Source organism: Mycobacterium sp. E1386, from assembly GCF_001672745.1.
GTDB lineage: Bacteria > Actinomycetota > Actinomycetes > Mycobacteriales > Mycobacteriaceae > Mycobacterium.
In genome coordinates this window covers 1-25,304 of sequence record NZ_LZKH01000217.1, presented here as the reverse complement: position 1 = coordinate 25,304, position 25,304 = coordinate 1, and the positions used below count along the sequence as shown (strand labels likewise).

General features: G+C 69.8%; 25 protein-coding genes and 1 pseudogene. 19 read left to right on the top strand and 7 right to left on the bottom strand.

The genetic code is table 11. The features are described 5' to 3' along the window. The first annotated feature begins 47 nt into the window (after positions 1-47). Entirely contained in the window at positions 48-185 is a 138-nt protein-coding gene (locus A5709_RS28210) for a hypothetical protein (RefSeq protein ID WP_156673464.1), read from the top strand. Between the two features lie 117 nt (positions 186-302). Beyond that, on the top strand, positions 303-1,724 hold the full coding sequence (locus tag A5709_RS22410) for a HAMP domain-containing sensor histidine kinase (RefSeq protein WP_067944675.1): 1,422 nt from the start codon (positions 303-305) through the stop codon (positions 1,722-1,724). On the opposite strand, the gene A5709_RS22405 is transcribed toward A5709_RS22410, so the two are convergent. Further along, complete coding sequence (locus A5709_RS22405) at positions 1,706-2,374, bottom strand: response regulator transcription factor (protein WP_067944674.1); 669 nt, start codon at positions 2,372-2,374, stop codon at positions 1,706-1,708. The genes A5709_RS22410 and A5709_RS22405 overlap by 19 nt on opposite strands. Before the next feature lie 4 nt (positions 2,375-2,378). After that, positions 2,379-3,155: a hypothetical protein gene (locus tag A5709_RS22400; RefSeq protein WP_067944673.1), complete on the bottom strand. Its 777-nt coding sequence runs from the start codon at positions 3,153-3,155 to the stop codon at positions 2,379-2,381. Positions 3,156-3,442: 287 nt separating this feature from the next. Between A5709_RS22400 and A5709_RS22395 the strand changes: the two genes are divergently transcribed. From A5709_RS22395 to A5709_RS22365, 7 genes are all read left to right on the top strand, one after another. Then, positions 3,443-4,702, top strand: a complete 1,260-nt coding sequence (locus A5709_RS22395) for an MFS transporter (RefSeq protein WP_156673465.1) — start codon at positions 3,443-3,445, stop codon at positions 4,700-4,702. 123 nt (positions 4,703-4,825) lie between these two features. After that, the gene (locus A5709_RS22390) at positions 4,826-5,560 is read left to right on the top strand and encodes a GntR family transcriptional regulator (RefSeq protein WP_067944672.1); all 735 of its coding nucleotides are present in this window, start codon (positions 4,826-4,828) and stop codon (positions 5,558-5,560) included. Continuing rightward, a complete protein-coding gene (locus A5709_RS22385) occupies positions 5,557-5,787 on the top strand; it encodes a ferredoxin family protein (RefSeq protein WP_067265113.1) in 231 nt (76 codons plus the stop codon). Before A5709_RS22390 ends, A5709_RS22385 begins: the two co-directional genes overlap by 4 nt. 15 nt (positions 5,788-5,802) lie before the next feature. Beyond that, a complete protein-coding gene (locus A5709_RS22380) occupies positions 5,803-7,191 on the top strand; it encodes an ABC transporter substrate-binding protein (RefSeq protein WP_068122580.1) in 1,389 nt (462 codons plus the stop codon). Then, complete coding sequence (locus tag A5709_RS22375; protein WP_068122577.1) at positions 7,188-8,042, top strand: ABC transporter permease; 855 nt, start codon at positions 7,188-7,190, stop codon at positions 8,040-8,042. The genes A5709_RS22380 and A5709_RS22375 overlap by 4 nt, the downstream gene beginning before the upstream one ends. Continuing rightward, a complete protein-coding gene (locus tag A5709_RS22370; protein ID WP_067944670.1) occupies positions 8,042-8,779 on the top strand; it encodes an ABC transporter ATP-binding protein in 738 nt (245 codons plus the stop codon). The genes A5709_RS22375 and A5709_RS22370 overlap by 1 nt, the downstream gene beginning before the upstream one ends. After that, positions 8,776-11,463 (top strand): fumarate reductase/succinate dehydrogenase flavoprotein subunit, encoded by a 2,688-nt coding sequence (locus A5709_RS22365; RefSeq protein ID WP_156768129.1) that lies wholly within the window; start codon positions 8,776-8,778, stop codon positions 11,461-11,463. Before A5709_RS22370 ends, A5709_RS22365 begins: the two co-directional genes overlap by 4 nt. A gap of 84 nt (positions 11,464-11,547) precedes the next feature. On the opposite strand, the gene A5709_RS22360 is transcribed toward A5709_RS22365, so the two are convergent. The 4 genes from A5709_RS22360 to A5709_RS22345 form a co-directional block, all read right to left on the bottom strand. Beyond that, positions 11,548-12,087: a GNAT family N-acetyltransferase gene (locus A5709_RS22360; RefSeq protein WP_068012745.1), complete on the bottom strand. Its 540-nt coding sequence runs from the start codon at positions 12,085-12,087 to the stop codon at positions 11,548-11,550. Between the two features lie 4 nt (positions 12,088-12,091). Then, entirely contained in the window at positions 12,092-13,297 is a 1,206-nt protein-coding gene (locus A5709_RS22355; protein ID WP_068012748.1) for a serine hydrolase, read from the bottom strand. A gap of 5 nt (positions 13,298-13,302) precedes the next feature. Beyond that, the gene (locus A5709_RS22350; RefSeq protein WP_231972190.1) at positions 13,303-13,671 is read right to left on the bottom strand and encodes an STAS domain-containing protein; all 369 of its coding nucleotides are present in this window, start codon (positions 13,669-13,671) and stop codon (positions 13,303-13,305) included. A gap of 68 nt (positions 13,672-13,739) precedes the next feature. Continuing rightward, entirely contained in the window at positions 13,740-14,372 is a 633-nt protein-coding gene (locus tag A5709_RS22345; protein WP_156673470.1) for a class I SAM-dependent methyltransferase, read from the bottom strand. Between the two features lie 160 nt (positions 14,373-14,532). On the opposite strand from A5709_RS22345, the gene A5709_RS22340 reads away from it, so the two are divergent. From A5709_RS22340 to pyrF, 8 genes are all read left to right on the top strand, one after another. Further along, complete coding sequence (locus A5709_RS22340; protein WP_067950173.1) at positions 14,533-14,961, top strand: cellulose-binding domain-containing protein; 429 nt, start codon at positions 14,533-14,535, stop codon at positions 14,959-14,961. Between the two features lie 231 nt (positions 14,962-15,192). Continuing rightward, positions 15,193-15,765, top strand: coding sequence for a bifunctional pyr operon transcriptional regulator/uracil phosphoribosyltransferase PyrR (pyrR, locus tag A5709_RS22335; protein ID WP_067950176.1), 573 nt, complete (start codon positions 15,193-15,195; stop codon positions 15,763-15,765). Next, positions 15,762-16,718 (top strand): aspartate carbamoyltransferase catalytic subunit, encoded by a 957-nt coding sequence (locus A5709_RS22330; protein WP_067950177.1) that lies wholly within the window; start codon positions 15,762-15,764, stop codon positions 16,716-16,718. Before pyrR ends, A5709_RS22330 begins: the two co-directional genes overlap by 4 nt. Beyond that, a complete protein-coding gene (locus tag A5709_RS22325; RefSeq protein WP_068122572.1) occupies positions 16,715-18,007 on the top strand; it encodes a dihydroorotase in 1,293 nt (430 codons plus the stop codon). Before A5709_RS22330 ends, A5709_RS22325 begins: the two co-directional genes overlap by 4 nt. Beyond that, entirely contained in the window at positions 18,004-18,504 is a 501-nt protein-coding gene (locus tag A5709_RS22320; RefSeq protein WP_068122598.1) for a transporter, read from the top strand. The genes A5709_RS22325 and A5709_RS22320 overlap by 4 nt, the downstream gene beginning before the upstream one ends. Next, a complete protein-coding gene (gene carA, locus A5709_RS22315; protein WP_068122570.1) occupies positions 18,501-19,637 on the top strand; it encodes a glutamine-hydrolyzing carbamoyl-phosphate synthase small subunit in 1,137 nt (378 codons plus the stop codon). Before A5709_RS22320 ends, carA begins: the two co-directional genes overlap by 4 nt. After that, positions 19,637-22,996 (top strand): carbamoyl-phosphate synthase large subunit, encoded by a 3,360-nt coding sequence (gene carB / locus A5709_RS22310; RefSeq protein WP_068122565.1) that lies wholly within the window; start codon positions 19,637-19,639, stop codon positions 22,994-22,996. Before carA ends, carB begins: the two co-directional genes overlap by 1 nt. Further along, positions 22,993-23,820: an orotidine-5'-phosphate decarboxylase gene (pyrF, locus tag A5709_RS22305; RefSeq protein ID WP_068012756.1), complete on the top strand. Its 828-nt coding sequence runs from the start codon at positions 22,993-22,995 to the stop codon at positions 23,818-23,820. The genes carB and pyrF overlap by 4 nt, the downstream gene beginning before the upstream one ends. Positions 23,821-23,897: 77 nt before the next feature. Here the strand turns inward: pyrF and A5709_RS22300 are convergent, their stop codons facing one another. Beyond that, complete coding sequence (locus A5709_RS22300; protein ID WP_066945151.1) at positions 23,898-24,320, bottom strand: molybdopterin-binding protein; 423 nt, start codon at positions 24,318-24,320, stop codon at positions 23,898-23,900. A 466-nt stretch (positions 24,321-24,786) separates the two neighbouring features. Here A5709_RS22300 and mihF point away from each other — a divergent pair, with 466 nt between their 5' ends. Continuing rightward, positions 24,787-25,101, top strand: a complete 315-nt coding sequence (mihF, locus tag A5709_RS22295; RefSeq protein WP_007171927.1) for an integration host factor, actinobacterial type — start codon at positions 24,787-24,789, stop codon at positions 25,099-25,101. Positions 25,102-25,150: 49 nt separating this feature from the next. Further along, positions 25,151-25,304, top strand: a pseudogene (locus tag A5709_RS27765) (guanylate kinase); the annotation flags it as partial.

Genomic DNA, 25,304 nt, shown 5'->3' with positions numbered 1-25,304 from the left:
GTGGTGCAGGTGGCGGCCAGCCAAGTTCGCCTGCCCGGATCCCTCGGGTGATCTCGTCGCTCCGGACCGGGCTGCCGCCCGGCGCAGTCTCCGGACAGCTGCAGCTGAGGGTGCTGAACGGGCTCGAGCCGGCGCCCGCGGGCGCCGCTGCCACCAGCCCCGAGCCGACGGCGATGGCGGCGTAGACCAGCATTCGTGTCGTCGCGCGGTTCTTGTGACGCGCCGGGCGTGCGGTACCTCTCATGACGGTGTCAGCCTAGGAGCCGATCGCTGAGAAGCCGCTGAGAAGCGCGCTGAGCTCGGTGTTTCCCGGCGGTGTGCGGCCCTGCAGAATCGGGAGTGTGCAGTTGCGTCGTCTCCCGCACTGGGGCATCGCCGCCCGCTCGGCCGCCGTGTCGGCGATGGTGGTGCTCTGTGCGCTCCTTCTGGCCGGCGCAGCGCTGGACGCGTTCCTGTATCGGTCGCTACTGGTGGGCGTCGATTATGCCGCCGCCGAAAGGGTTCGCGACCTGGCGAAGGCGCTGCAGACCGAGCCGCCGGCCGGCCTCGACAACGCCCTCTTCAGCACCGACCAACGGGTGGTCGCCGTCCAGGTGGTTGCCGCGGACGGCACGGTGGTGAAGCGGTCGCGCTCCGCGCCGCGCACATCGCTGGTGCCCGTCACCACCTTCGGCGCCGCTCTGCGTCGGGGCCTGTCGGACGACGCGGTGGCGGGTGACGACATGCGCGTCAGCGGTCAGCGGGTCGCCACCGCGGCCGGGGATTACGCGGTGATCGTGGGAGGGGGAAGCCAGGCGGTCGAGGAGACCGCGCGGACCGTCGCCCTGCTGCTGGCGGCCGGCGCGCCCGTCGTCATCGCGGGGGCGGCGGTCGCGACGTTCCTGCTGGTTCGCCGGTCGCTGCGATCGGTGGACGCGATCCGCGCGCACGTGGCCGAGATCTCGACCTCCGATCTCGCCGAGCGGGTACCGGTGCCCAACGGCCGCGACGAGATCGCGGCCCTGGCGGTGACCATGAACCGGATGCTGTCCCGTATCGAGGCGGGCCACCGCGCGCAACAGCGTTTCATCGGCGACGCGTCGCACGAACTCCGTAGTCCACTGGCCACCATCATCTCCGGACTGGAAGTCGCCGAGGCCCACCCAGATCTGCTCGACGCCGAGTTGGCGGTCAACACCCTGCTTCCCGAAGCACAACGCATGCACGCGCTGATTGAAGACCTGCTGCTGCTGGCCCGCGCCGACGAGCAGAGCCTGGTGCGGCGCACGGAAGTACTCGCCCTCGATGAGATCGCCGACGTCGAGGTCGCCCGCGCGCGACGCGAGGCAAGCTGCGCGATCGACACCGACATCGGCCCGGTGCGGTGCATCGGCGACCCGATGGCCATCTCGCGGATGATCCGCAACCTGGTGGAAAACGCTGTCCGCCATGCCACTTCGCGTGTCGCCGTGGAAGTCGGCAGCGTTGACGGGACGGCGATCGTTACCGTCAGCGATGACGGCCCGGGGATCGGCCCGGGTGACCGGGCCCGGGTGTTCGAGCGCTTCGTGCGCCTGGATACCGACCGTGCCCGCAGCGGCGGGGGAGCGGGTCTGGGGCTCGCGATCGTCGCCGAGGTGGTCGGCGCTCACGGCGGCTCGGTCACCATCGAGGACCGGCCGGGCGGCGGAACCCGGATGGTGGTGTCCCTGCCGCTGGGCGACCCTCAGCACAGCAGCCGGTAGCCGACGCCCCGAATCGTTTCGATTGTGTTGGTGCCGAAGGGAATATCGATCTTGCGGCGCAGATACCCTACGTAAACCTCGACCACGTTGTCGGGACCGCGGTAGTGCGCATCCCACACGTTGTGCAGTATCTCGGCCTTGGTCACGACCATGTCCTTGTTGCGCATGAGGAATTCGAGCACCCCGAATTCCCTGGGGGTCAACGCGATCGGGGTTGAGTCACGGTGCACGGTGTGCCGCGCGGGGTCCAGGCGCAGCGACCCCGCGGTCAGCACCGCGGGCCGCTCCGGCACACCGCGGCGCATCAGCGCGCGCAGCCGCGCCACCAGCACCCGAAACGAGAACGGTTTGGTCAGGTAGTCGTCGGCTCCGAGGTCGAAGGCGTCGGTTTCGTCGTACTCGCCGTCCTTGGCGGTGAGCATCAGGACCGGCGTCCAGACGTTCTGCGCCCGCATTCGGCGCAGCACCTCGTATCCGCTGTGGCCGGGCAGCATGATGTCGAGGATCACCACGTCGAAGCCGGTGTCGACCGCCTCCCGTAGGCCGTCGACGCCGGTGCCCACGGCCACGACGACGAATCCCTCCGCCTTCAGCCCCCGAGCGAGGGTGGCCGACAGCCGCGCTTCGTCCTCGACGAGAAGGACTCTCATGCGATTACGCCTCTTCGTGGGCCGCGCCCGGGTGGTGTCCCGGACGCTGCGGCAGGACGACGATCAACGCCACGATGATCGCCGCGAGCACGGCCGAGGCCAGCGGGCGGCTCAGGTTGAGGCCGCCGTCGGCGACCGGCTTGTCGATGAAGTCGCCGATCGTCGCGCCCAGTGGACGGGTCAGGATGAACGCGACCCAGAACAAGGCGACACGGGATAAGGCGGTCCAATAGTAGAGCCCGATGACCACGGCAAGGCCGGCGGCGAACACCAACGCCCCGCGCTCGTAACCGAACCCGCGCGTGTCGGCGAGCCAGTCGCCCAGCGCGGTGCCCAGGGTCTGCGAGAACGTGATGGTTGCCCAATAGAAGGCCTCGACTTTCGGCGTCGAGACGGTGGTGACCGACACGGTGCCCTCCGACCAACGCCACAGGCCCAAGGTGGCCAGCAGGCAACCCAGGAGCAAGAGCGACCCGCCGGTGTAGCCGATGCCGAGCGATCGGTCGGCGAAGTCGGCCAGCGTCGTGCCGAATGTCGTCGAGGCCACGATCGTCGCCCAGTACAGGCTCGCATGGAAGCGCTTGGCGAAGATCTGAGCGGCGACCAGCACCACCAGCGCGACCCCGAAGAGGGCGACCCCGGCCGCGTAGCCCCAGTTCAGCGTCATCGTGACGGTGTCGCCGCCCGTCTCGCCCAACGTGGTCGCCAAGATCTTGATGATCCAGAAGCCCAGGGTGACCGCAGGCACTTTGGTCAACGCTTGCCGCGAAACGTCACTCATCCACAGTCATCTTCCGCTGTCGTCGTTGATGCATTCCTAGGGTAGTCGCGCTGAGAAATCGCTGAGCGCGCGGATAAGAAACCACTGTGTCCACACTATGAATCGCCGTCTCGGATGGCCGTCCCGTCGAGATGCCAAACATCAGGGTGCACAAAGCAGTTCGCAGTTGAGGCCACGGCGGCCAGCGCGTGAAAGCTGAGTCCTGGATGTCAATTGCCTTAGCGGGCAATAAGTTACAGCGCTCTCGGCGTCGAGCGCCGGATGAACGTCGTGTCACGATGGTCTACATGCTTTCCGGGGCCGGTAGCGCGAGTCAACTGGGCGCGGGTGCGCGCTGGTCGGTCATGGTCGTCTCCTTGGGCGTGACGGCAACGTCGTTCCTGTTCATCAATGGCGTTGCGTTCCTGATCCCGTCGCTGCAGGCGCGCCGCGGCATCCCGTTGACCGAAGCCGGCCTGGTGTCGTCGATGCCGAGCTGGGGGATGGTGATGACGCTAGTGCTCTGGGGCTGGGTGCTGGACCGCGTCGGCGAGCGGCTGGTGCTGACGGCGGGCTCGGCGCTCACGGCGGCCGCGGCCTACGCCGCGGCGTCGGCCCATTCGATGGTGGCCATCGGGGTCTTCCTCTTTCTCGGCGGGATGGCCGCGGCCAGCTGTAACACCGCCGGTGGGCGGCTGGTGTCCGCGTGGTTCCCGTCGCACCAACGGGGCCTGGCGATGGGAATCCGCCAGACTGCGCAGCCGTTGGGGATCGCGTTGGGCGCGTTGGTGATCCCGGAGCTGGCTGAGCGCGGCCCCCGTTCGGGGCTGATGTTCCTCGCGCTGATGTGCACGCTGGCGGCAGCGGCCAGTGCGCTGGGTATCGTCGACCCGCCGCGGAAATCCCGCCGGGCAGCCACCCACACGGAATTGGCGAGCCCGTATCGCGGGTCGTTCGTGCTGTGGCGGATTCATGCGGTGGGCGCCCTGCTGATGATGCCGCAAACGGTGACCGTGACGTTCATGCTCGTGTGGCTGATGAATCGCCATGGCTGGTCGGTCGCGGCGGCAGGCGGTCTGGTCACCATGTGTCAGCTGTTGGGCGCGGTGGGGCGAATCGCGGTCGGGCGGTGGTCGGATCGCGCCGGCTCGCGGATGCGGCCGGTCCGCAGCATCGCCATCGCCGCCGCGCTGGCGCTGTTCCTGCTCGCCCTCACCGACGGCGCCGGCTCGGGCTACGACGTGTTGCTCATGGTCGCCATCGCGGTGATCGCGATGCTCGACAATGGGCTCGAGGCCACCGCCATCACCGAGTTCGCCGGCCCATTCTGGAGCGGGCGCGCGCTGGGGGTGCAGAACACCACTCAGCGGCTGGTGGCCGCCGCGGGGCCGCCACTTTTCGGCGCGCTGATCGCCGCAGCCGAATACCCGCCCGCCTGGGCGCTTTGCGCGCTGTTCCCCTTGGCGGCCGTCCCCCTGGTGCCCACCCGGCCGGCCGGCCCGGACGCCGGAGGCGGTTCCGCTCACGGGGATTGGAAAGAGGAGGTCGTCGCCGGGGTGGCGCAATGACCCCGCGGGCCGCCATTTCTGCTGGTCGCCGTCGAACGACGCCCGGCGCAATGCGCCGAGGGGGCGTCGCGCACCCGCATCGCGCGCCCAAAAAACGCCCGTGAGCTGGGTTAGCGTGGCCGCGTGGCACAACCGATCAGCAGCGGACCCCGGGCCGATCGCGCCCGCCGGGTGGCCGACGTGTTGCGCCAGCAGATCCACGCCGACGCCTACCCCGACGGCTTGCCGGCCGAGCAACAGCTAGCGACCGAATTCCTGGTGTCGCGCAACACCATCCGCGAGGCGCTTGCCGTGCTCAAGCACGAGGGGCTGATCGACCGCGGACCCAAGGTCGGCACGCACGTCGCCCAGCGCAAATACGAGCACGGCCTGGACACGCTGCTCGGCCTGAAGGAAACGTTCAAGAACCTCGGCGAGGTGCGCAACGAGGTTCGCGCCGCGATGCCCGTCACCGCGCCGCCGTCGGTGGCCCGCCGGTTGCGGCTGCAACCGGGCGAGCAGGCGGTGTTCATCGAGCGATTGCGCTACCTCGGCGACCTGCCGCTCAGCCTGGACCTGACCTATCTGACACCGGATATCGGGGCCCGGGTGCTGGGCCATCCGCTCGAGACCAACGACTTGTTCGCGCTCATCGAAGAGGTCAGCGGTCAGCGGCTTGGTTCTGCGGCCCTGGCGCTGGAGGCCATCCCGGCCGACGCGCACTCCGCGGCCACCCTGCAGGTGCCCGACGGCGCGGCGCTGCTCATGTTGGAGCGGGTCACCAGTCTCGCCGACGGAACCCCCGTCGATTTGGAGTACATCCGGATGCGTGGCGATCGAATCACCATGCGAGGCAGCCTGATAAGGAGCGACACATGACGTTGATCCACAACACCCGGGCCGACGTGCCGGTGACGATCGACGAGTCGTTGTGTATCGATGGCTGCACCCTGTGCGTCGAGGTCTGCCCGCTGGACGCGCTGGCCATCAACCCCGACACCGGCAAGGCGTACATGCATGTCGACGAGTGCTGGTACTGCGGACCCTGCGCGGCTCGCTGTCCGACCGGCGCCGTCACGGTCAACATGCCCTATCTGCTCCGCTGAACCCGAAGAATCCCCATGAAAAAGCAAGCCGTCCGGCTGCTTTCGGTGGCGCTCACGATCGCCGTGTCCGCCACCGGATGCTCGCTGGAATCCTTCTCGCAATCCTCCGGTGTGGTCGACGTCGTGGTGGGATACCAATCCAAGACCATCAACACCGTCACCGCCGGCACGCTGCTACGCGCGCAGGGTTACCTCGAGCACCGGCTGAACGACATCACCACCCGAACGGGGACCAGATACGCGGTCCGCTGGCAGGATTACGACACCGGCGCCCCGATCACCGCCCAGATGCTCGCCGAGAAGATCGACATCGGCTCGATGGGCGATTACCCGATGCTGATCAACGGCTCCAAGACGCAGGCCAGCCCCCTGGCCCGCACCGAGATGGTGTCGGTCACCGGCTACAACCCCAAGGGCGCGCTGAACATGGTTGTGGTGCAGCCTGATTCGCCCGCAACGGGCCTGGCGGACCTGGCCGGCAGCAAGGTTTCGGCCAGCGTGGGATCGGCGGGCCACGGGACGTTGGTCCGCGCGCTGGGCAGGGCCGGCATCACCGGCGTCGAGGTGCTCAACCAGCAGCCGCAGGTCGGCGCCTCCGCGCTGGAATCCGGTCAGGTGAAGGGGCTTTCGCAGTTCGTCGCGTGGCCCGGGCTGCTGGTCTACCAGGGCAAGGCGCGGCTGCTCTACGACGGGGCCGAGCTGAACCTGCCCACCCTGCACGGTGTGGTGGTGCGGCGCTCGTACGCGTCGGCGCACCCGGAGGTGCTGGCGGCGTTCCTGCAGGCGCAATTGGATGCCACCGATTTCCTCAACGGCAAGCCGCTGGAGGCCGCGCGCATCGTCGCGCAGGCCAGCGGGTTGCCGCAGGAGGTGGTGTACCTCTACAACGGCCCCGGCGGGACGTCGTTCGACCCCACGCTCAAGCCCGCGCTCGTCGAGGCCTTGAAAAGCGATGTGCCCTACCTGAAGTCGATCGGCGACTTCGCCGACCTCGACGTCACCAAGTTCGCGGTGGACGATCCGCTGCGCGCGGTGTTCGCCGCCCGCGGGCTGGACTACGCCGCGGCCCGGACCCGAACCGCCAACCCGTCCGTCCTGTCCGGCGACCCGGCGGTGGCCAGCGAGCTGTGGCTGGACGGGGCCGACACGACGCAAACGGTCGCCAACCCCACCGGCTTGCTGCGCGCGGTCGCCGACGCCACCGCCCGCGGGGGCAAGGTCCGGGCGGCCTACGTTCCCGACGCCGAACTGGGCACCCGGTGGTTCGCGGACAAGGCGGTCTGGGTCAAGGACGGTCCGAACTACCTGCCGTTCGGCACCCAGACCGGGGCGCAGCGTTATCTGGCGGGGCACCCCGGCGGCACCGTCATGAATTACCAACAGGCATTGGGAGGTTCGGTATGACCGCAGAAGTGGTGGCGGACCAAGTCCTTGGCGTGATCTCGGCACCCACGCCCGCACGGCCGCGACGATCGTCCTCGCCGTGGCCATCGCGGCTGCTTCGGCTGGTGTCGGTCGCGGCCGCGATCGGATTGTGGCAGTTGCTCACCGCCGGCAAGGTGCGGCTGTTGCTGCGGTTCGACACGTTGCCGACGGTCACGCAGATCGTGCACGCGCTGCAGCGCCGGCTCGGGGCGGGCGAGTACTGGCTTGACCTGGCGCAGTCGCTGATCCGCATCCTCACCGGCTTCGGCCTGGCCGCCGCGGTCGGCCTCGCCACCGGTGTGCTGCTGGGCCGTTCGCGGTTGTTCGCCGACCTGTTCGGTCCGCTGGCCGAGCTCGCCCGGCCCATCCCGGCGATCGCGATGGTGCCGGTGGCGATCCTGCTGTTCCCCACCGACGAGGCGGGCATCGTGTTCATCACCTTCCTCGCCGCCTACTTCCCGATCATGGTCAGCACCCGGCACGCGGTGCGGGCGCTGCCCACGCTTTGGGAGGAATCGGTGCGCACGCTGGGCGGCGGCCGGTGGGAGGTGCTCACCCAGGTGGTGCTGCCGGGCATCCTGCCCGGCGTGTTCGGGGGTCTGTCGGTCGGCATGGGGGTGGCCTGGATCTGTGTCATCTCCGCCGAGATGATCTCGGGCCGTCTCGGCGTCGGCTACCGCACCTGGCAGGACTACACGGTGCTGGCCTACCCCCAGGTGTTCGTCGGCATCATCACCATCGGCGTGCTCGGGTTCGCCACGTCGGCGGCCGTCGAACTCGTGGGCCGGCGGGTGACCCGCTGGTTGCCCCGCGCACAGGAAGGGCAGTGATGAAAGCCATCGGTTTGGAACTGGACGCGGTTCGGTTGTCCTACACCGGAACCCCCGTGATCGATGGGCTGAGTCTGACGGTGCGGCCGGGGGAGATCCTGGTGCTGACCGGACCGTCGGGCTGTGGCAAGTCGACGCTGCTGCGTGCCCTGGCCGGGCTGCTGCGGCCCGACCAGGGCCGGGTGCTGGCCGACGGCGTCGAGGTCACCGCGACCTCCGGCGATCGCGGCATGGTGTTCCAGGACAATGCGCTGCTGCCGTGGCGGACGGTGCGGTCCAACATCGAGCTGGCACTGCGGCTGCGCGGTGAACCCCGCGCCACCCGGCGCGCGCAGGCCGAGCGCTGGATCGACGAGCTCGGGCTCGCGGGTTTCGGTCACTTCCTGCCCAAGAGCTTGTCCGGCGGGATGCGCCAACGGGTCCAGCTGGCCCGCGGACTGGCGGGCGCGCCGCGCGCGGTGATGATGGACGAGCCCTTCGGCGCCCTGGACACCCAGACCCGGGCCGCCATGCAGCGGTTGCTGGTCGACACCTGGCGCACCCATCCCACGACGATCGTCTTCGTCACCCACGACGTCGACGAGGCGCTGGCACTGGGCGACCGGATCGTCGTGCTGGGCCGCGCCGGCGAGCCGTTGCGCGCGTCGATCGACGTGCCCGATCCCCGAAGCGACCGGCCCAGGGCCGATCTGCGCGCGGAAGTCATTGCGGGCCTTGGTGATTTGGTGGCGGCATGATGGATATCCCGGACCCGGCCACACCCGTGCGCCTCGACTGTGACGTGCTGGTCATCGGCGGTGGCACCGCGGGCACCATGGCGGCGCTGTCGGCCGCCGAGCACGGCGCGCAGGTGCTGCTGCTGGAGAAGGCCCATGTGCGGCACTCCGGCGCGCTGGCGATGGGGATGGACGGCGTCAACAACGCCGTCATACCCGGCAAGGCCGAACCCGAGGACTACGTCGCCGAAATCACCCGCGCCAACGACGGAATCGTCAACCAGCGCACCATCTATCAGACCGCCAGCCGCGGTTTTGCGATGGTGCAGCGGCTGGAACGGTACGGGGTGAAGTTCGAGAAGGACGAACACGGCGAGTACGCCGTGCGCCGGGTGCACCGGTCGGGCTCCTACGTGCTGCCGATGCCGGAGGGCAAGGACGTCAAGAAGGCGCTGTACCGGGTGCTGCGGCAAAGGTCGATGCGGGAGCGGATCCGCATCGAGAACCGGCTGATGCCGGTGCGCGTGCTGACGTCCGGCGGCCGCGCCGTGGGCGCCGCCGCCTTGCACACCCGCACCGGCGAATTCGTCGCCGTCGGCGCCAAGGCGGTGATCCTGGCCACCGGGGCGTGCGGGCGGCTGGGCCTGCCGGCGTCCGGTTACCTCTACGGCACGTACGAAAACCCGACGAACGCCGGCGACGGGTATGCGATGGCCTACCACGCGGGCGCGGAACTGTCGGGAATCGAGTGCTTTCAAGTCAATCCGCTGATCAAGGACTACAACGGCCCGGCGTGCGCCTACGTGGCCAACCCGTTCGGGGGCTACCAGGTCAACGCGCACGGCGAACGGTTCGTGGACTCCGACTACTGGTCGGGCCAGATGATGTCCGAGGTGAAAAGCGAGATCGACTCGGCCCGCGGACCCATCTACCTCAAGGTCTCCCACCTGCCCGACGAGACGCTGACCGCGCTGGAGAACATCCTGCACACCACCGAGCGGCCGACCCGCGGCACCTTCCACACCAACCGCGGGCACGACTACCGCACCCACGACATCGAGATGCACATCTCCGAAATCGGCTTGTGCAGCGGCCATTCGGCGTCGGGCGTGTGGGTCGACGAACACGCCCGCACCACGGTGCCAGGGCTGTACGCGGCCGGGGACCTGGCCTGTGTACCGCACAACTACATGATCGGGGCGTTCGTCTTCGGCGATCTCGCCGGCACCGACGCCGCCTCCTCGAGCGCGGACATCGCCGCGCCGCAACAACTCCCGGAAGACCAGTTGCGCGCCGCCCACGAGCTGATCTACCGGCCGCTGCGGCATCCGGACGGGCCACCGCAACCGCAGGTCGAATACAAGCTGCGGCGGTTCGTCAACGACTATGTGGCGCCGCCGAAGACGGCGGCAAAGCTGTCCATCGCCGTGCGCACCTTCGACCGAATGCGCGCGGAGATCGCCGAGATGGGGGCGAGGAACCCGCACGAGCTGATGCGCGCCGTCGAGGTGTCCTTCATCCGGGACTGCGCCGAGATGGCCGCGCGCTCCTCGCTCACCCGCACCGAATCGCGTTGGGGCCTCTACCACGATCGCGCCGACCTGCCGGTCCGGGACGACAGCGAGTGGGGCTATCACCTCAACCTTCGCAAAGACGGCGACGGCGCGATGGTGTTCCTCAAGCGGCCGGTGGCCCCGTATTTCGTGCCGGTGCCGGAGCTGGACGGCCTGCCGCCCGCCGACCAGACCGTGCAGGAGGTGGAGCAGCCGCCGCTGGTCGGTGGCCAGGCCCCGGCCACCAACCGGTCCCGAATCGACGTCGTCCCAGCGGGTTTCGAGCCGCCCTCGCCGCGCATCGCGGAGGTCCTCGCCCTCGAGGAGCCGACGATCGCCACGCTGCGGCCGTACCTGGCCGACCGGGATCCGGCGGTGCGCCGCACGGCCGTGGCCACGCTCACCGAGCACACCCCCGACGGGTACGCGCCCGCGCTGATCGCGGCGCTGGACGACGCGGATGCCGCAGTGCGGCGCACCGGCGCCGGCGGGATCCGCGAACTGGTCGAGGTGTTGCCCGAGCCGGGCGAGGTCCGGCCGGGGTTGAACTCCGGCGACATGGTGGTGCGAGCGGCCGCCCTCTACGTGCTGGCCGCGCGGCGGGTCGGCGACGCCGAGCACTACCGCCGCGCGGTGAGCGATCCCGACCACCGGGTGCGCATCGAGGCGGTGCGGGCGCTGGTGTCCGTCGACGACGTGGCCGGGGTGGTCGCCGCGACCCGCGACGAGAGCCGGGAGGTCCGGATCGCGGCGGCCGCCGGTCTGGCGACCCTGCGCGGCGGTGGCGAGGCGGTCAGCGCGCTGATCGCCGACCCGGACCCGTTGGTGCGCGCGGCCGCGCTGGCCGCACTGGGCGAAATAGGCTGCGGCGCCGACGATTTCCCCGCCGTGGCGACGGCCTTAAGCGCACCGGCCTGGCAGGTGCGGGAGGGCGCCGCGCGCGCCCTGGCGGGCGCGCCGGCCGACGTTGCGGTCCCGGCGCTGGCCGAGGCGCTCGCCGACGCCCACCTGGACGTGCGCAAGGCGGCCGTGCTGAGCCTGACCCGCTGGGCGGGCGAACCGGCCGCGCGGGACGCGCTCGGGGTCGCGCTCAAGGACAGCGACGCCGACGTGCGGGCCTACGCGCGCCGGGCGCTGGACGAAGCCGGGTAGCCGATCGAGTGTGCGCTCACGGCTTTGAGTGTGCGTTCGGGGCGGCGACACGCCGGTGACTCCCGCCCTGGACGCACAGTCTGCTCAGCGCAGAATCCTGGCGTAGAGCAGGCTGTCCTGCGGCTCGGGCCCCAGGTTGGGGTAGACGGCGTGGCGGGCCAGTCGCCCCTCCAACACGAAACCGGCGCGCTCGAGCAGCCGCGCCGAACGCTCGTTCTCGACATTGCAGGTGGCCCACACCCGATACACCGCCCGGTCGCTGTCGAGCGCGGTCAACAGCATGTCGATCACCTCGGCCATCACGCCCTTGCCCCACCACCGTCGGCCCAGGCAATACCCGATCTCGACCGAGTGCGGCACCGGGCGCCGGCAGCTGGCCAGCCCGACGACCTCACCGCTGTGCCGCAACTCGATCGCCCAGGTACGGTCGTCGGCCGTTGCGTTGAGCTTCTCGGTGATCACCCGCCGCGTCGCCGCCACGTCGGGATGCGGGGCCCACATCAGGTACTTGGTGACCTCGGGATCGCGGGCCACCCGCTGGAACAGTGCCCCGGCGTCGTCGAGCACGGGCCGGCGCAGCACCAGCCGGGGCCCGGTGATGCGATCGGGTGGGTAATCGGCCACGGGGCTAGAGGCCGAGCGCTTGATAGGTGCGGCGGACGAATTTCGGCTGCACCGATTGCAGCTTCGCCAGCGAGGTGTTACCGGCTACCGCCGCCGCCACGTCCGCGGACATGTCGGGCAAATTCTGGACGAGATAGATCAGGACCAGATCGGCGCTCGGATCGGCCTGCCACCACGTCCCGTACGCGCCCGGCCAGCTGAATGTCCCGAGCCCGCCGGGGCCGAACAGCGGCGCGCTCTTGGTGGGGTCGGTCACCACCGACAGATTCAGGCCGAAGCCACGGCCCACCCAGTACGGCGCCCCGAGAAAGTTGTGCCGCTTCTGCTCGTCGGTCAGCCGGTCGGTGCGCATCAGCCGGGCGGACTCCGGCGACAACACCCGCACGCCGTCGATCGTTCCCTCGCCGAGCAGCATCCGCACGAACCGCAGGTAGTCGTCGGCGGTCGACCACAGGCCGCCACCCGCGTTGGGGAACGACGGCGGCGTGATGTGCGGCGGACCCATCACGTCGTGGTGCAGCTGGCCCTGCCCGTCGAGCCGGTACATGGTCGCGGCGCGGCGGCGCGCCTCGGGGGACACGAAGAACCCGGTGTCGGGCATGCCCACCGGGCCCAGCACCCGTTCGTCGAGGACCTGGTGGAACGGCTTGCCCTCGATGCGTGCCGCGATGACGCCCAGCAGGTCGATGGAGTGGCTGTAGGTAAGTCGGTCGCCCGGCTGATGCACGAGCGGCAGCTTGGCCAGCTCGGCCAGCCAGGCGTCCGGGCCGTTGTTGAACGGCAGCCGCACGTAGGCCTTGGCGATCGGCCCGGACACCGAGAATCCGTACGCCATGCCGCTGGTGTGGGTGAGCAGATCCTCGATGAGGATGGCGCGCTGCGCCGGATGCGTCCGGTCCAGGGGGCCGTGCGGGTCGTCGAGGACCCGCACGTCGGCGAGCTCGGGCGCCCAGCGCACGATCGGGTCTTTCAGTGTCAGCTTGCCCTCGTCGACCAGGCTCATCACCGCCGCGACGGTGACCGGCTTGGTCATCGACGCGATCCGGAACAGCGTGTCGCGCTGCATCGGTAGGTCCGCGTCCACATCGCGGTAGCCGATTTCGTTGACCTGCAGCACTTCTCCGCGCTGCCACACCAGCGTCAGCGCACCGGCGAGCATGCCCGCGTCGCACACTTCGCGGACGGAGGCCGCATTGGCGTCGAGATTCACCCGAATCAGGTTAGCGTCGGGCCCGGGGGAGCCGCGGCCAAGGCTTCATCCACGGTGGGGTAGAGGTCGATGAACTCGTCGAGGCCCACGATGCGCAGCGGCCGGCTGGTTGCCGAGCCGTCGGCCGCCACCCGCAGTGACGTCGGGCTGTTCTCGGTCAGGCGATGCACCTCGACCAGCACGGTGATGCCGGCGGAGGACAGGAAATCGACCTCGGTGAGGTCGATGACGAGCACCGCGGGGGTGTCGGTGAGGGCAATGTCGATGTGCGTGGCGAGCGAGGGCGCGGTGATGATGTCCACCACACCACTGACCTGCAGCACCACCGCGTCACCTGCATCGCGGCGGCTGACCCAGAACTCCTCGCTCCTCACCATCCGAACGTACTGTCTTCTCCGCAACGGCCGATCACCCGGGCCGACTCTTGGCCGGGCGGGTTCGGTCAGCGCCGCTGCGCGCGGACGTACCAGAACGCCATTTCGACCTGCGCGCCCTCGACCTCGCGGCGCATCGTGGCGGGTTCCAGCGACGCGATGTCCCAGCCCGCGCCGCCGAGGACGTCGCGCAGGGTGGACTCCGAGACCGCGGGCCGGGGCCACCGCTCGTCGGGGGCGTTGGCGTCGGAGAAGCAGCTGATCAGCAGCGTGGCGCCCGGCCTGGTCGCCCGGTGCGCCGCGGCCGCATAGTGGCGCTTGCCGTCGTCGTCGAGGCAGTGGAACATCCCGCTGTCGACAACGGTGTCGAACGCCTCGGTGTAGCCCTCCAGCTTGGTGGAGTCAGCCACCGCGAACGTCACGTCGACCCCGGCGTCATGGGCCCGGCGCTGGGCGGTCACCAGCGCGGTGGGCGAGATGTCCAGCCCGGTGACCCGGAACCCGTTCTGCGCCAGGTAGATGGCGTTGTCGCCGAGCCCGCAGCCGATGTCCAGGACGTCACCGTGAACCCAGCCGCCGCCGTGCCAGGCGATGACGTTGTCCTTGGGCGCCTTGGTATCCCACGGGGGTGTGGCCATCGGCGGGATGCCCTCGCCGGGGCTCTCGCCGCGGTAGAGCGCGTCGAAGTCCATTTGCTGCAGTCTGGAGAAGCCCGAGCCGGTCATTTTCGCCAGGGTAGCGCGGCATCGTGTCCCCAGTGTGGCGGCCAAAATTTCATCCCGGTTTCGGTTGGGCAAAGGTACTGCAGCGTGCCCGCGATGCGCGGGCCGATATCGCCTGCTTGGTTTTAGTGTTGGCCGCATGGCCGAACTGAAGTATCGCGTGAAGCGCTGGCGCACAGCGCTTCACGCATCCGTGTCGGCAGTGCTGGTTGCCGCCCTCGGGCTCGCCATCTCCCCGGCGGCTCACGCGGCTGCGGCCTCGGCGACGTTGTCGGTGGAACATGCGTGGCAGACCGGTTTCATCGCCAACTTCACCGTCACCAACTTGAGCACGGCGCCGCTCACCGACTGGCGGCTTGACTTCGACATGCCGGCGGGACAGTCCGTCGTGCACACGTGGAACAGCAACGTCACCCAGTCGGGCACCCACTTCGTCCTGACCCCCGCGAACTGGAATCGCAGCATCGCACCGGGTGGCTCAGCCACCGGTGGGCTGCGAGGCGTGGTGATCGGTTCCTTCACGCCGCCGTCGAACTGTCTGCTCAACGGGCAAGTTCCCTGCACCTAGCGGCGGCTGCGCACCGAGACTCGCGGTAGGGCGCGCGTCGAAGCCCTCCGCCGCGGTGGGCGAAGCCCGAGCCCAGCGGGACACCTGGGACCGGTGGGGCTGGGCGGGCCTTCCTCGACGGCGCCACCCGTGCCTCACACCGGCGCGCTCGCGAAGAAGTGCTACGCTGCCGGGCAGTCGACATCCTTTAACGATCCGTCCGGCGAGGCGGAGAAGGAGGTCAAGTCTCGTATGGGTGCTTTGGGTGAGAGCGGCGTGGGCCGCGAATCCCGGGAATTGATGTCGGCGGCCGACGTGGGTCGCACCATTTCCCGTATCGCACACCAGATCATCGAAAAGACCGCTCTGGATGGTCCCGACGCGCCGCGGGTGGTGCTGTTGGGAATTCCGACCCGCGGCGTGATCCTGGCCAAGCGCCTGGCCGCCAACATCGCCGAGTACAGCGGTGTGCAGGTAGGTAACGGCGGCCTCGACATCACCCTCTACCGCGACGATCTGATGCAGAAGCCGCCGCGGCCGCTCGAGGCCACCTCGATCCCGGCCGGCGGCATCGACGACGCCCTGGTGATCCTCATCGACGACGTGCTGTACTCCGGGCGCTCGGTGCGCTCAGCGCTGGACGCGCTGCGTGACGTCGGCCGGCCGCGGGTGGTGCAACTCGCGGTGCTGGTCGACCGCGGCCATCGCGAGCTGCCGCTGCGCGCGGACTACGTCGGCAAGAACGTCCCCACCTCGCGCAGCGAGAGCGTGCACGTGCTGCTGGCCGAGCAGGACGGTCGCGACGGGGTGGTGATCTCGCGATGACGCGTCACCTGCTGGCGGCCGGCGACCTGAGCCGCGACGAGGCCACCGCCATCCTCGACGACGCGGACCGGTTCGCCGAGGCGCTGGTGGGCCGCGAGATCAAGAAGCTGCCGACGCTGCGCGGGCGCACCGTGATCACGATGTTCTACGAGAACTCCACCCGCACCCGGGTGTCGTTCGAGGTGGCCGGCAAGTGGATGAGCGCCGACGTGATCAACGTCAGCGCTGCCGGATCGTCGGTGGGCAAGGGGGAGTCGCTGCGCGACACCGCATTGACGCTGCGGGCGGCCGGCGCCGACGCGCTGATCATCCGCCACCCGGCGTCCGGCGCGGCACACCTGCTGGCCGAGTGGACGGGCAGCGCGAACGAAGGCCCCTCGGTGATCAACGCCGGGGACGGCACCCACGAGCACCCGACGCAGGCGCTGCTCGACGCGCTCACCATCCGCCAGCGCCTCGGCGGCATCGAGGGCCGGCGCATCGTGATCGTCGGCGACATCCTGCACAGCCGGGTCGCCCGCTCCAACGTCATGCTGCTGAACACCCTGGGCGCCGAGGTGGTGCTGGTGGCGCCGCCGACGCTGTTGCCGGTAGGGGTCGACGGCTGGCCGGTCACCGTGGCAGGCGACTTCGACGCCGAATTGCCCGCCGCCGACGCCGTGCTGATGCTGCGGGTGCAGGCCGAGCGGATGAACGGCGGCTTCTTCCCGTCCGTGCGCGAATACTCCTCCCGCTACGGGCTTTCCGACCGCCGCCAGGCCATGCTGCCCGGCCACGCCGTGGTGCTGCATCCGGGGCCGATGCTGCGGGGCATGGAGATCGCGTCGTCGGTGGCCGACTCGTCGCAATCGGCCGTCCTGCAGCAGGTTTCCAATGGCGTGCACGTGCGGATGGCGGTGCTGTTCCATGTGCTGGTGGGCGCGGAATCCGCCGGAGAAGAGGGCGTGGCATGAGCGTGCTGATTCGCGGGGTCCGGTTGTACGGCGAGGGCGAACGGGTCGACGTGCTCGTCGATGACGGCCAGATCGCCGAAATCGGTACGGGCCTGGAGATTCCCGACACCGCGGACGTCATCGACGCCACCGGTCACGTGCTGTTGCCGGGACTGGTCGACCTGCACACCCATCTGCGCGAACCCGGCCGCGAGTACGCCGAGGACATCGAAACCGGTTCGGCCGCAGCGGCGTTGGGCGGCTACACCGCGGTGTTCGCGATGGCCAACACCAACCCGGTCGCCGACAGCCCGGTGGTCACCGACCACGTGTGGCACCGCGGCCAACAGGTCGGCCTGGTCGACGTGCACCCCGTCGGCGCCGTCACCGTCGGACTGGCCGGGGCGGAACTGACCGAGATGGGCATGATGGCGGCCGGGGCCGGCCAGGTCCGGATGTTCTCCGACGACGGCATCTGCGTGCACGACCCGCTCGTGATGCGCCGCGCCCTCGAGTACGCCACCGGCCTGGGGGTGCTCATCGCCCAGCACGCCGAGGAACCCAGGCTGACCGTCGGCGCCGTCGCCCACGAGGGACCGACCGCCGCCCGGTTGGGGCTTTCGGGATGGCCGCGGGCCGCCGAGGAGTCGATCGTGGCCCGCGACGCGCTGCTGGCGCGGGACGCCGGCGCCCGCGTCCACATCTGCCACGCGTCCACCGCGGGCACCGTTGAGATTGTGAGATGGGCCAAGGAGCAAGGGATTTCGATCACCGCCGAGGTCACCCCACATCACCTGATGCTCGACGACGGCAGGCTGGCCAGCTACGACGGGCGCAATCGCGTCAACCCGCCGCTGCGCGAGGCCGCCGACGCGGTGGCGCTGCGCCAGGCCCTGGCCGACGGTGTCATCGACTGTGTGGCCACCGACCATGCCCCGCACGCCGAGCACGAGAAGTGCGTGGAATTCGCCGCGGCCCGTCCCGGCATGCTGGGTCTGCAGACCGCGCTGTCGGTCGTGGTGCAGACGATGGTGACGCCGGGGCTGTTGACCTGGCGTGACGTCGCGCGGGTGATGAGTGAAAACCCCGCGCGCATCGTCGGGCTGCCCGATCACGGCCGCCCGCTGGAGGTGGGAGAGCCGGCCAACCTGACAGTGGTGGATCCCGACGCCACCTGGACGGTCGCCGGGTCGGATCTGGCCAGCCGGTCCGCCAACACGCCATTCGAGTCGATGGCGCTGCCCGCCACCGTCACGGCGACCCTGTTGCGCGGCAAAGTCACCGCTCGAGACGGGAAGTGCCCGGCATGAACTCCGCCACGCTGGTGGGTTCGCTGATCTTTGCGGCCGTGCTGGTGGTGGTCATCGCGGTGGTGATCCAGCTGATGATGCGCGGCTGGCGGCGCCGTTCGCAGCGGCAGGCGGAGCTGATCGGCGAACTGCCCGACGTGCCCGACCAGGTGGGCGCGGCGATCGCCACCACCCGCGGCCACTACTGCGGTTCCATGATGGCTCCGGATTGGAACGAGCGGATCGCGGCCGGCGATCTGGGTTACCGGAGCAAAGGAGTGCTGACCCGCTACTCCGGCGGAATCATGGTGGAACGGCTACGGGCGCAACCGATTTGGATCCCAAACGACTCGATCAGCGCTATCCGCATGGAGCGCAGCATGGGGGGCAGGGCGCCGGCCCGGATCGGGATATTGGCGATTCGGTGGCGCCTGCCGTCGGGGGTCGAGATCGACACCGGCTTTCGCGCAAACCACCGCGACGACTACGCCGAGTGGCTGAAAGAGGAAGCAGCGTGACAGACAAGGCCCTACTGGTACTCGAGGACGGGCGGGTCTTCACCGGCACGCCGTTCGGCAAGGTCGGCGAAACACTGGGCGAGGCCGTGTTTTCCACCGGCATGTCCGGCTACCAGGAGACACTGACCGATCCCAGCTATCACCGGCAGATCGTGGTGGCCACCGCGCCCCAGATCGGCAACACCGGCTGGAACGGCGAGGACGCGGAGAGCCGCGGCGACAAGATCTGGGTCGCCGGCTACGCGGTGCGCGACCCGTCGCCGCGCGCGTCCAACTGGCGCGCCACCGGCACCCTGGAGGACGAGCTGGTGCGCCAGCACGTCGTCGGCATCGCCGGCATCGACACCCGCGCGGTGGTGCGCCACCTGCGCACCCGCGGATCGATGAAGGCGGGGGTGTTCTCCGGAGAGGCGCTCGCCGACCCTGACGAACTGGTGCGGCGGGTGCGCGGGCAGCAGTCGATGCTGGGCGCCGACCTGGCCGGCGAGGTCAGCACCCCGGAGCGCTACGTCGTGGAACCCGAAGGGCCGCAACGCTTCACGGTGGTAGCGCTGGACCTGGGCATCAAGACCAACACCCCGCGCAATTTCGCGCGCCGCGGCGTCCGCAGCCACGTGTTGCCGTCGTCGACGAGCTTCGAGCAGATCGCCGACATCGCACCCGACGGCGTGTTCTTGTCCAACGGCCCCGGCGACCCCGCGACCGCCGACCACGTCGTCGCGCTCACCCGCGAGGTGCTGGGCGCCGGGATTCCCTTGTTCGGCATCTGCTTCGGCAACCAGATCCTGGGCCGGGCGCTGGGCCTGTCCACCTACAAGATGGTGTTCGGCCACCGCGGCATCAACATCCCGGTGATGGACCACGCGACCGGGCGGGTGGCGGTGACCGCACAAAACCACGGCTTCGCGCTGGAAGGCGAGGCCGGCCAGTCCTTCGACACCCCGTTCGGGCAGGCCGTCGTCAGCCACACCTGCGCCAACGACGGGGTGGTCGAGGGCGTCAAACTCGCTGACGGGCGGGCGTTCTCGGTGCAGTACCACCCCGAGGCCGCCGCCGGTCCCCACGACGCGGAATACCTGTTCGACCAATTCATCGACCTGATGGCCGCCCAACAGAGCGAAAGGGGGCGCTAGTGCCGCGTCGCACCGACTTGCGTCACGTGCTGGTGATCGGCTCGGGGCCGATCGTCATCGGCCAGGCGGCCGAATTCGACTACTCCGGCACCCAGGCCTGCCGGGTGCTGCGGGCGGAGGGGCTGCAGGTCAGCCTGATCAACTCCAACCCGGCCACCATCATGACCGATCCGGAGTACGCCGACCACACCTACGTCGAACCCATCACCCCGGCGTTCGTGGAGCGGGTGATCGCCCAGCAGGCCGAGCGCGGCAACAAGATCGACGCGCTGCTGGCCACGCTGGGCGGGCAGACCGCGCTCAACACCGCCGTCGCGCTGCACGAGAACGGGGCGCTGGAGCGCCACGGTGTCGAGCTCATCGGGGCCGACATCGACGCGATCCAGCGCGGCGAGGACCGGCAGATGTTCAAGGACATCGTCGCCAAGGTCGGCGGTGAATCCGCCCGCAGCCGGGTGTGTTTCACGATGGAAGAGGTTCGCGAGACGGTCGAGGAACTCGGCCTGCCGGTCGTGGTGCGCCCCAGCTTCACCATGGGCGGCCTGGGCTCGGGCATGGCGCGATCCGTCGAAGAGGTCGACCGGATGGCCGGCGCCGGCCTGGCCGAGAGCCCCAGCGCCAACGTGCTGATCGAGGAATCGATCTACGGCTGGAAGGAATTCGAGCTCGAGCTGATGCGCGACGGCAACGACAACGTGGTCGTGGTCTGTTCGATTGAGAACTTCGACCCGATGGGCGTGCACACCGGCGACTCGGTCACCGTCGCGCCGGCCATGACGCTCACCGACCGGGAATACCAGCGGATGCGGGACCTGGGCATCGCGATCCTGCGCGAGGTCGGCGTGGACACCGGCGGCTGCAACATCCAGTTCGCGATCAACCCGGCCGACGGCCGGCTGATCGTCATCGAGATGAACCCCCGGGTGTCGAGGTCCAGCGCCCTGGCCTCCAAGGCCACCGGCTTCCCGATCGCCAAGATCGCCGCCAAGCTGGCCATCGGGTACAGCCTCGACGAGATCGTCAACGACATCACCAAGGAAACGCCGGCCTGCTTCGAACCCACCCTCGATTACGTCGTCGTCAAGGCGCCGCGGTTCGCGTTCGAGAAGTTCCCCGGGGCCGATCCGACCCTGACCACCACGATGAAGTCCGTTGGCGAGGCAATGTCGTTGGGCCGCAACTTCATCGAGGCACTCGGCAAAGTGATGCGGTCACTGGAGACCACCCGCGCGGGTTTCTGGACCAAGCCGGACCCGGACGGGGAGGTCGGTGAGGTGCTCGACCGGCTGCGCACCCCGACCGAGGGGCGGCTCTACGACATCGAACTGGCGCTGCGGCTGGGCGCCTCGGTCGAGCAGGTCGCCGAGGCCAGCGGTGTCGACCCGTGGTTCGTCGCCCAGATCGGCGAGCTGGGCACGCTGCGCACCGAGCTGCTCGACGCCCCGGTGCTCGACACCGACCTGCTGCGGCGGGCCAAACACAGCGGGCTCTCGGACCGCCAGATCGCCTCCCTGCGGCCGGAATTGGCGGGGGAGAACGGCGTGCGCTCGCTGCGCGAGCGGCTCGGTATCCACCCGGTGTACAAGACGGTCGACACCTGCGCGGCGGAGTTCGAGGCCAAGACGCCTTACCACTACAGCAGCTACGAACTCGACCCGGCGGCCGAGACGGAGGTGGCCCCGCAGACCGAGCGGCCCAAGGTGCTGATTCTCGGGTCGGGCCCCAACCGCATCGGCCAGGGCATCGAGTTCGACTACAGCTGCGTGCACGCGGCAACCACGTTGAGCCAGGCCGGTTTCGAGACCGTAATGGTCAACTGCAACCCCGAGACAGTGTCCACCGACTACGACACCGCCGACCGGCTGTACTTCGAGCCGCTGACTTTCGAGGACGTCCTCGAGGTGTACCGCGCCGAACAGCAGTCGGCCGGCGCGGGCCCCGGGGTGGTCGGCGTCATCGTGCAACTGGGCGGCCAGACCCCGCTCGGGTTGGCGCAGCGCCTGGCCGACGCCGGGGTCCCCATCGTGGGCACCCCGCCGGAGGCGATCGATTTGGCCGAGGACCGCGGCGCGTTCGGCGACGTGCTGACGGGCGCCGGGTTGCCGGCGCCGAAGTACGGCATGGCAACGACTTTCGCCCAGGCCCGCCGAATCGCCGACGAGATCGGTTATCCGGTGCTGGTGCGGCCCTCGTACGTGCTGGGCGGCCGCGGGATGGAGATCGTCTACGACGACGAGACGCTGGAGGGCTACATCACCCGCGCCACCGAGCTCTCGCCCGAGCACCCGGTGCTGGTCGACCGCTTCCTCGAGGACGCGGTCGAGATCGACGTCGACGCGCTGTGCGACGGCGCGGAGGTCTACATCGGCGGCATCATGGAGCACATCGAGGAGGCCGGCATCCACTCCGGCGACTCGGCGTGCGCGCTGCCGCCGGTCACGTTGGGCCGCAGCGACATCGAGAAGGTGCGCCACGCGACGGAGGCCATCGCGCACGGCATCGGGGTGATCGGCCTGCTCAACGTGCAATACGCGCTGAAGGACGACGTGCTCTACGTCCTGGAGGCCAACCCGAGGGCGAGCCGGACCGTGCCGTTCGTCTCGAAGGCCACCGCCGTCCCGCTCGCCAAAGCGTGCGCCCGGATCATGTTGGGCGCCACCATCGCCCAGCTGCGCGACGAAGGCATGCTGGCGCCGTCCGGGGACGGCGCCCACGCGGCCTGGAACGCCCCGATCGCGGTCAAGGAGGCGGTCCTGCCGTTCCACCGCTTCCGCCGCGCCGACGGGGCCGCCATCGACTCACTGCTGGGCCCCGAGATGAAGTCGACCGGCGAGGTGATGGGCATCGACCGCGACTTCGGCAGCGCCTTCGCCAAGAGCCAGACCGCCGCGTACGGGTCGCTGCCGGCCGAGGGCACCATCTTCGTCTCGGTCGCCAACCGGGACAAGCGGTCGCTGGTCTTCCCCGTCAAGCGCCTTGCCGACCTGGGCTTCCGCGTGCTGGCCACCGAGGGCACCGCGGAGATGTTGCGCCGCAACGGGATTCCGTGCGACGAGGTTCGCAAGCACTTCGAGCCCGCGCAGCCGGGCCGCCCGGCGGTATCCGCCGTCGACGCGATCAAGGCCGGCGAGGTCGACATGGTGATCAACACGCCCTACGGCAATTCCGGCCCACGCATCGACGGCTACGAGATCCGTTCGGCCGCGGTGTCGGTCAACATCCCCTGCGTCACAACGGTGCAGGGCGCGTCGGCCGCCATCCAGGGCATCGAGGCCGGCATCCGCGGCGACATCGGCGTGCGTTCCCTACAGGAACTGCACAGCCTCATGGGCCAGGGCACCGGCGAAGGCGCCCGGTGACGGGCTTCGGCGTCCGGCTGGCCGACGCCAAGGCGCAACGCGGCCCGCTGTGCGTGGGCATCGACCCGCACCCCGAGCTGCTACGCGCATGGGATTTGCCGACGACCGCCGACGGGCTGGCCGCGTTCTGCGACATCTGCGTCGAGGCGTTCGCCGGTTTCGCCGTCGTCAAGCCCCAGGTGGCGTTCTTCGAGCCCTACGGCGCCGCCGGGTTCGCCGTGCTGGAACGCACCATCGCGGCCCTGCGGTCGGCCGGCGTGCTGGTGCTGGCCGACGCGAAGCGCGGCGACATCGGCAGCACCATGGCGGCGTACGCCGCCGCCTGGGCGGGGGACTCGCCGCTGGCCGCCGACGCCGTGACGGCCTCGCCGTACCTGGGGTTCGGCTCGCTGCGGCCGCTGCTCGAAGCCGCCGCGGCGCACGATCGCGGCGTGTTCGTGTTGGCGGCCACCTCCAACCCCGAGGGGGCGACCGTCCAGCGCGCCGCGTTCGACGGCCGCACGGTCGCCCAGCTGGTCGTCGACCAGGCCGCGGTGGTGAACAAGTCCGCCACGCCGTCCGGACCCGGCTACGTCGGCGTGGTGGTGGGCGCGACGGTCCTGCAGGCCCCCGACCTCACCGCGCTGGGCGGGCCGGTCCTGGTGCCGGGGCTGGGCGTGCAGGGCGGACGGCCCGAGGCGCTCGCCGGGCTCGGCGGGGCGCATCCCGGCCAGCTGCTGCCCGCGGTGGCCCGCGAGGTGCTGCGCGCCGGGCCGGGAGTACCCGAGCTGCGCGCGGCCGGCGAGCGGATGCTGGACGCGGTGGCCTACCTGGGAGCCCCCTAGACGCCCCGCTGGGCGCCGAGCGCGGCCCCTACGCACTCCGAAACGCCACGGGCCGCGCCCGAGGCCTCAGGCGCGCGTCAGTCCGACGCGATCGACGTGCTGGGCCGGGCGGTCTCCACGATCACCGTGGTGGCCTTGACGACCGCCACGGCGACACTGCCGGGCCGCAGCTGCAGTTCCTCGGCGGCCTCCGTACTCATCAGCGAGACGACGGTGAACGGGCCGCACTGCATCTCCACCTGGGCCATCACCTTGTCGCTGGTGACCTTGGTGACCAGGCCGACGAAGCGGTTGCGGGCGGAGCTGCCGATGCTCAGCGGGTCCGGCGGCGGGGCGGGCGCGTTGGTCCGGGAAAACCGGGCCAGGTCCTCGCTGGCGATGACCTTGCGGCCGGCCGCGTCATGACTGACCGACAACGAACCTTGGTTGATCCATCGCCGGACGGTGTCGTCGCTGACTCCGAGCAGCTCAGCGGCCTGACGGATCCGCAGGTTCGACACCGCTAGATGGTAACCCGGCCGGTGTTAGCTGGAGCCGGTACCAGCAATCGTCACCTGGTCGAACCGCGCAGGACAGCATCAACGCGACACGCGCGACACGCGACGAAAAATGCGTGATCCCCGGCACGAGGGGTTTCCGCTCGCCGAGGCCGGCCTTCGCCGCCGCCCCCGCGACGCCGACCGCGCCGCCTCGACGTGCTAAAACCGCTGCTCAGGGCGCTGATTGCAGCGCTCGACAGGGCGATGCGGGCGCGCGGAAGGCACCGGTCGCCACCGCCGTCGCCGATGCCCGGCGAACCGGATTTTCGGGCCGCGCGCGGGGCTCATGCTGGGAGTTTGCCCCCCAAACCAGGGGGTCGGGTTAGATTTCGTCAGGAGGCCTGAGTACGGTCGTCTCCGCTGGCTGAAGTGCCGGCAGAGACAAAAAGCGATCGATTGAGATTGATTGATCAGATACGGAGGAATCGTGGCCCTTCCCCAGTTGACCGACGAGCAGCGCGCGGCCGCGTTGGAGAAGGCGGCTGCCGCACGTCGAGCGAGAGCAGAGCTCAAGGACCGGCTGAAGCGCGGCGGCACCAACCTCACGCAGGTGCTCAAGGACGCCGAGACCGACGAAGTCCTGGGCAAGATGAAGGTTTCCGCGCTGCTTGAGGCGTTGCCCAAGGTGGGCAAGGTCAAAGCGCAGGAAATCATGACCGAGCTGGAGATCGCCCCCACCCGCCGCCTGCGTGGCCTGGGCGATCGGCAGCGCAAGGCCCTGCTGGAAAAGTTCGGCTCCTAACCCGGCCTCGGCCAACCCGCCCTGTGGGCGCACCGGCCCGGGAGCGCCAGTGAGCGCCGGCGGGGGACCGGACGTCGAGCACGGGACGCGTCCCACACCACCTGGCAAGGGACGCGTGGTCGTGCTGTCCGGTCCCTCCGCGGTCGGCAAGTCGACAGTGGTCCGGTGCCTGCGCGAGCGGATACCGGACCTGCATTTCAGCG

Coding starts and splice junctions, on each gene's coding strand:
- A5709_RS22400 (WP_067944673.1), bottom strand. CDS start 3,155: ATGAGTGACGTTTCGCGGCAAGCGTTGACCAAAGTGCCTGCGGTCACC.
- A5709_RS22375 (WP_068122577.1), top strand. CDS start 7,188: ATGACCGCAGAAGTGGTGGCGGACCAAGTCCTTGGCGTGATCTCGGCA.
- A5709_RS22385 (WP_067265113.1), top strand. CDS start 5,557: ATGACGTTGATCCACAACACCCGGGCCGACGTGCCGGTGACGATCGAC.
- A5709_RS22380 (WP_068122580.1), top strand. CDS start 5,803: ATGAAAAAGCAAGCCGTCCGGCTGCTTTCGGTGGCGCTCACGATCGCC.
- pyrR (WP_067950176.1), top strand. CDS start 15,193: ATGGGTGCTTTGGGTGAGAGCGGCGTGGGCCGCGAATCCCGGGAATTG.
- A5709_RS22370 (WP_067944670.1), top strand. CDS start 8,042: ATGAAAGCCATCGGTTTGGAACTGGACGCGGTTCGGTTGTCCTACACC.
- A5709_RS22395 (WP_156673465.1), top strand. CDS start 3,443: ATGCTTTCCGGGGCCGGTAGCGCGAGTCAACTGGGCGCGGGTGCGCGC.
- A5709_RS22330 (WP_067950177.1), top strand. CDS start 15,762: ATGACGCGTCACCTGCTGGCGGCCGGCGACCTGAGCCGCGACGAGGCC.
- A5709_RS22340 (WP_067950173.1), top strand. CDS start 14,533: ATGGCCGAACTGAAGTATCGCGTGAAGCGCTGGCGCACAGCGCTTCAC.
- A5709_RS22320 (WP_068122598.1), top strand. CDS start 18,004: ATGAACTCCGCCACGCTGGTGGGTTCGCTGATCTTTGCGGCCGTGCTG.
- A5709_RS22405 (WP_067944674.1), bottom strand. CDS start 2,374: ATGAGAGTCCTTCTCGTCGAGGACGAAGCGCGGCTGTCGGCCACCCTC.
- A5709_RS22365 (WP_156768129.1), top strand. CDS start 8,776: ATGATGGATATCCCGGACCCGGCCACACCCGTGCGCCTCGACTGTGAC.
- A5709_RS22325 (WP_068122572.1), top strand. CDS start 16,715: ATGAGCGTGCTGATTCGCGGGGTCCGGTTGTACGGCGAGGGCGAACGG.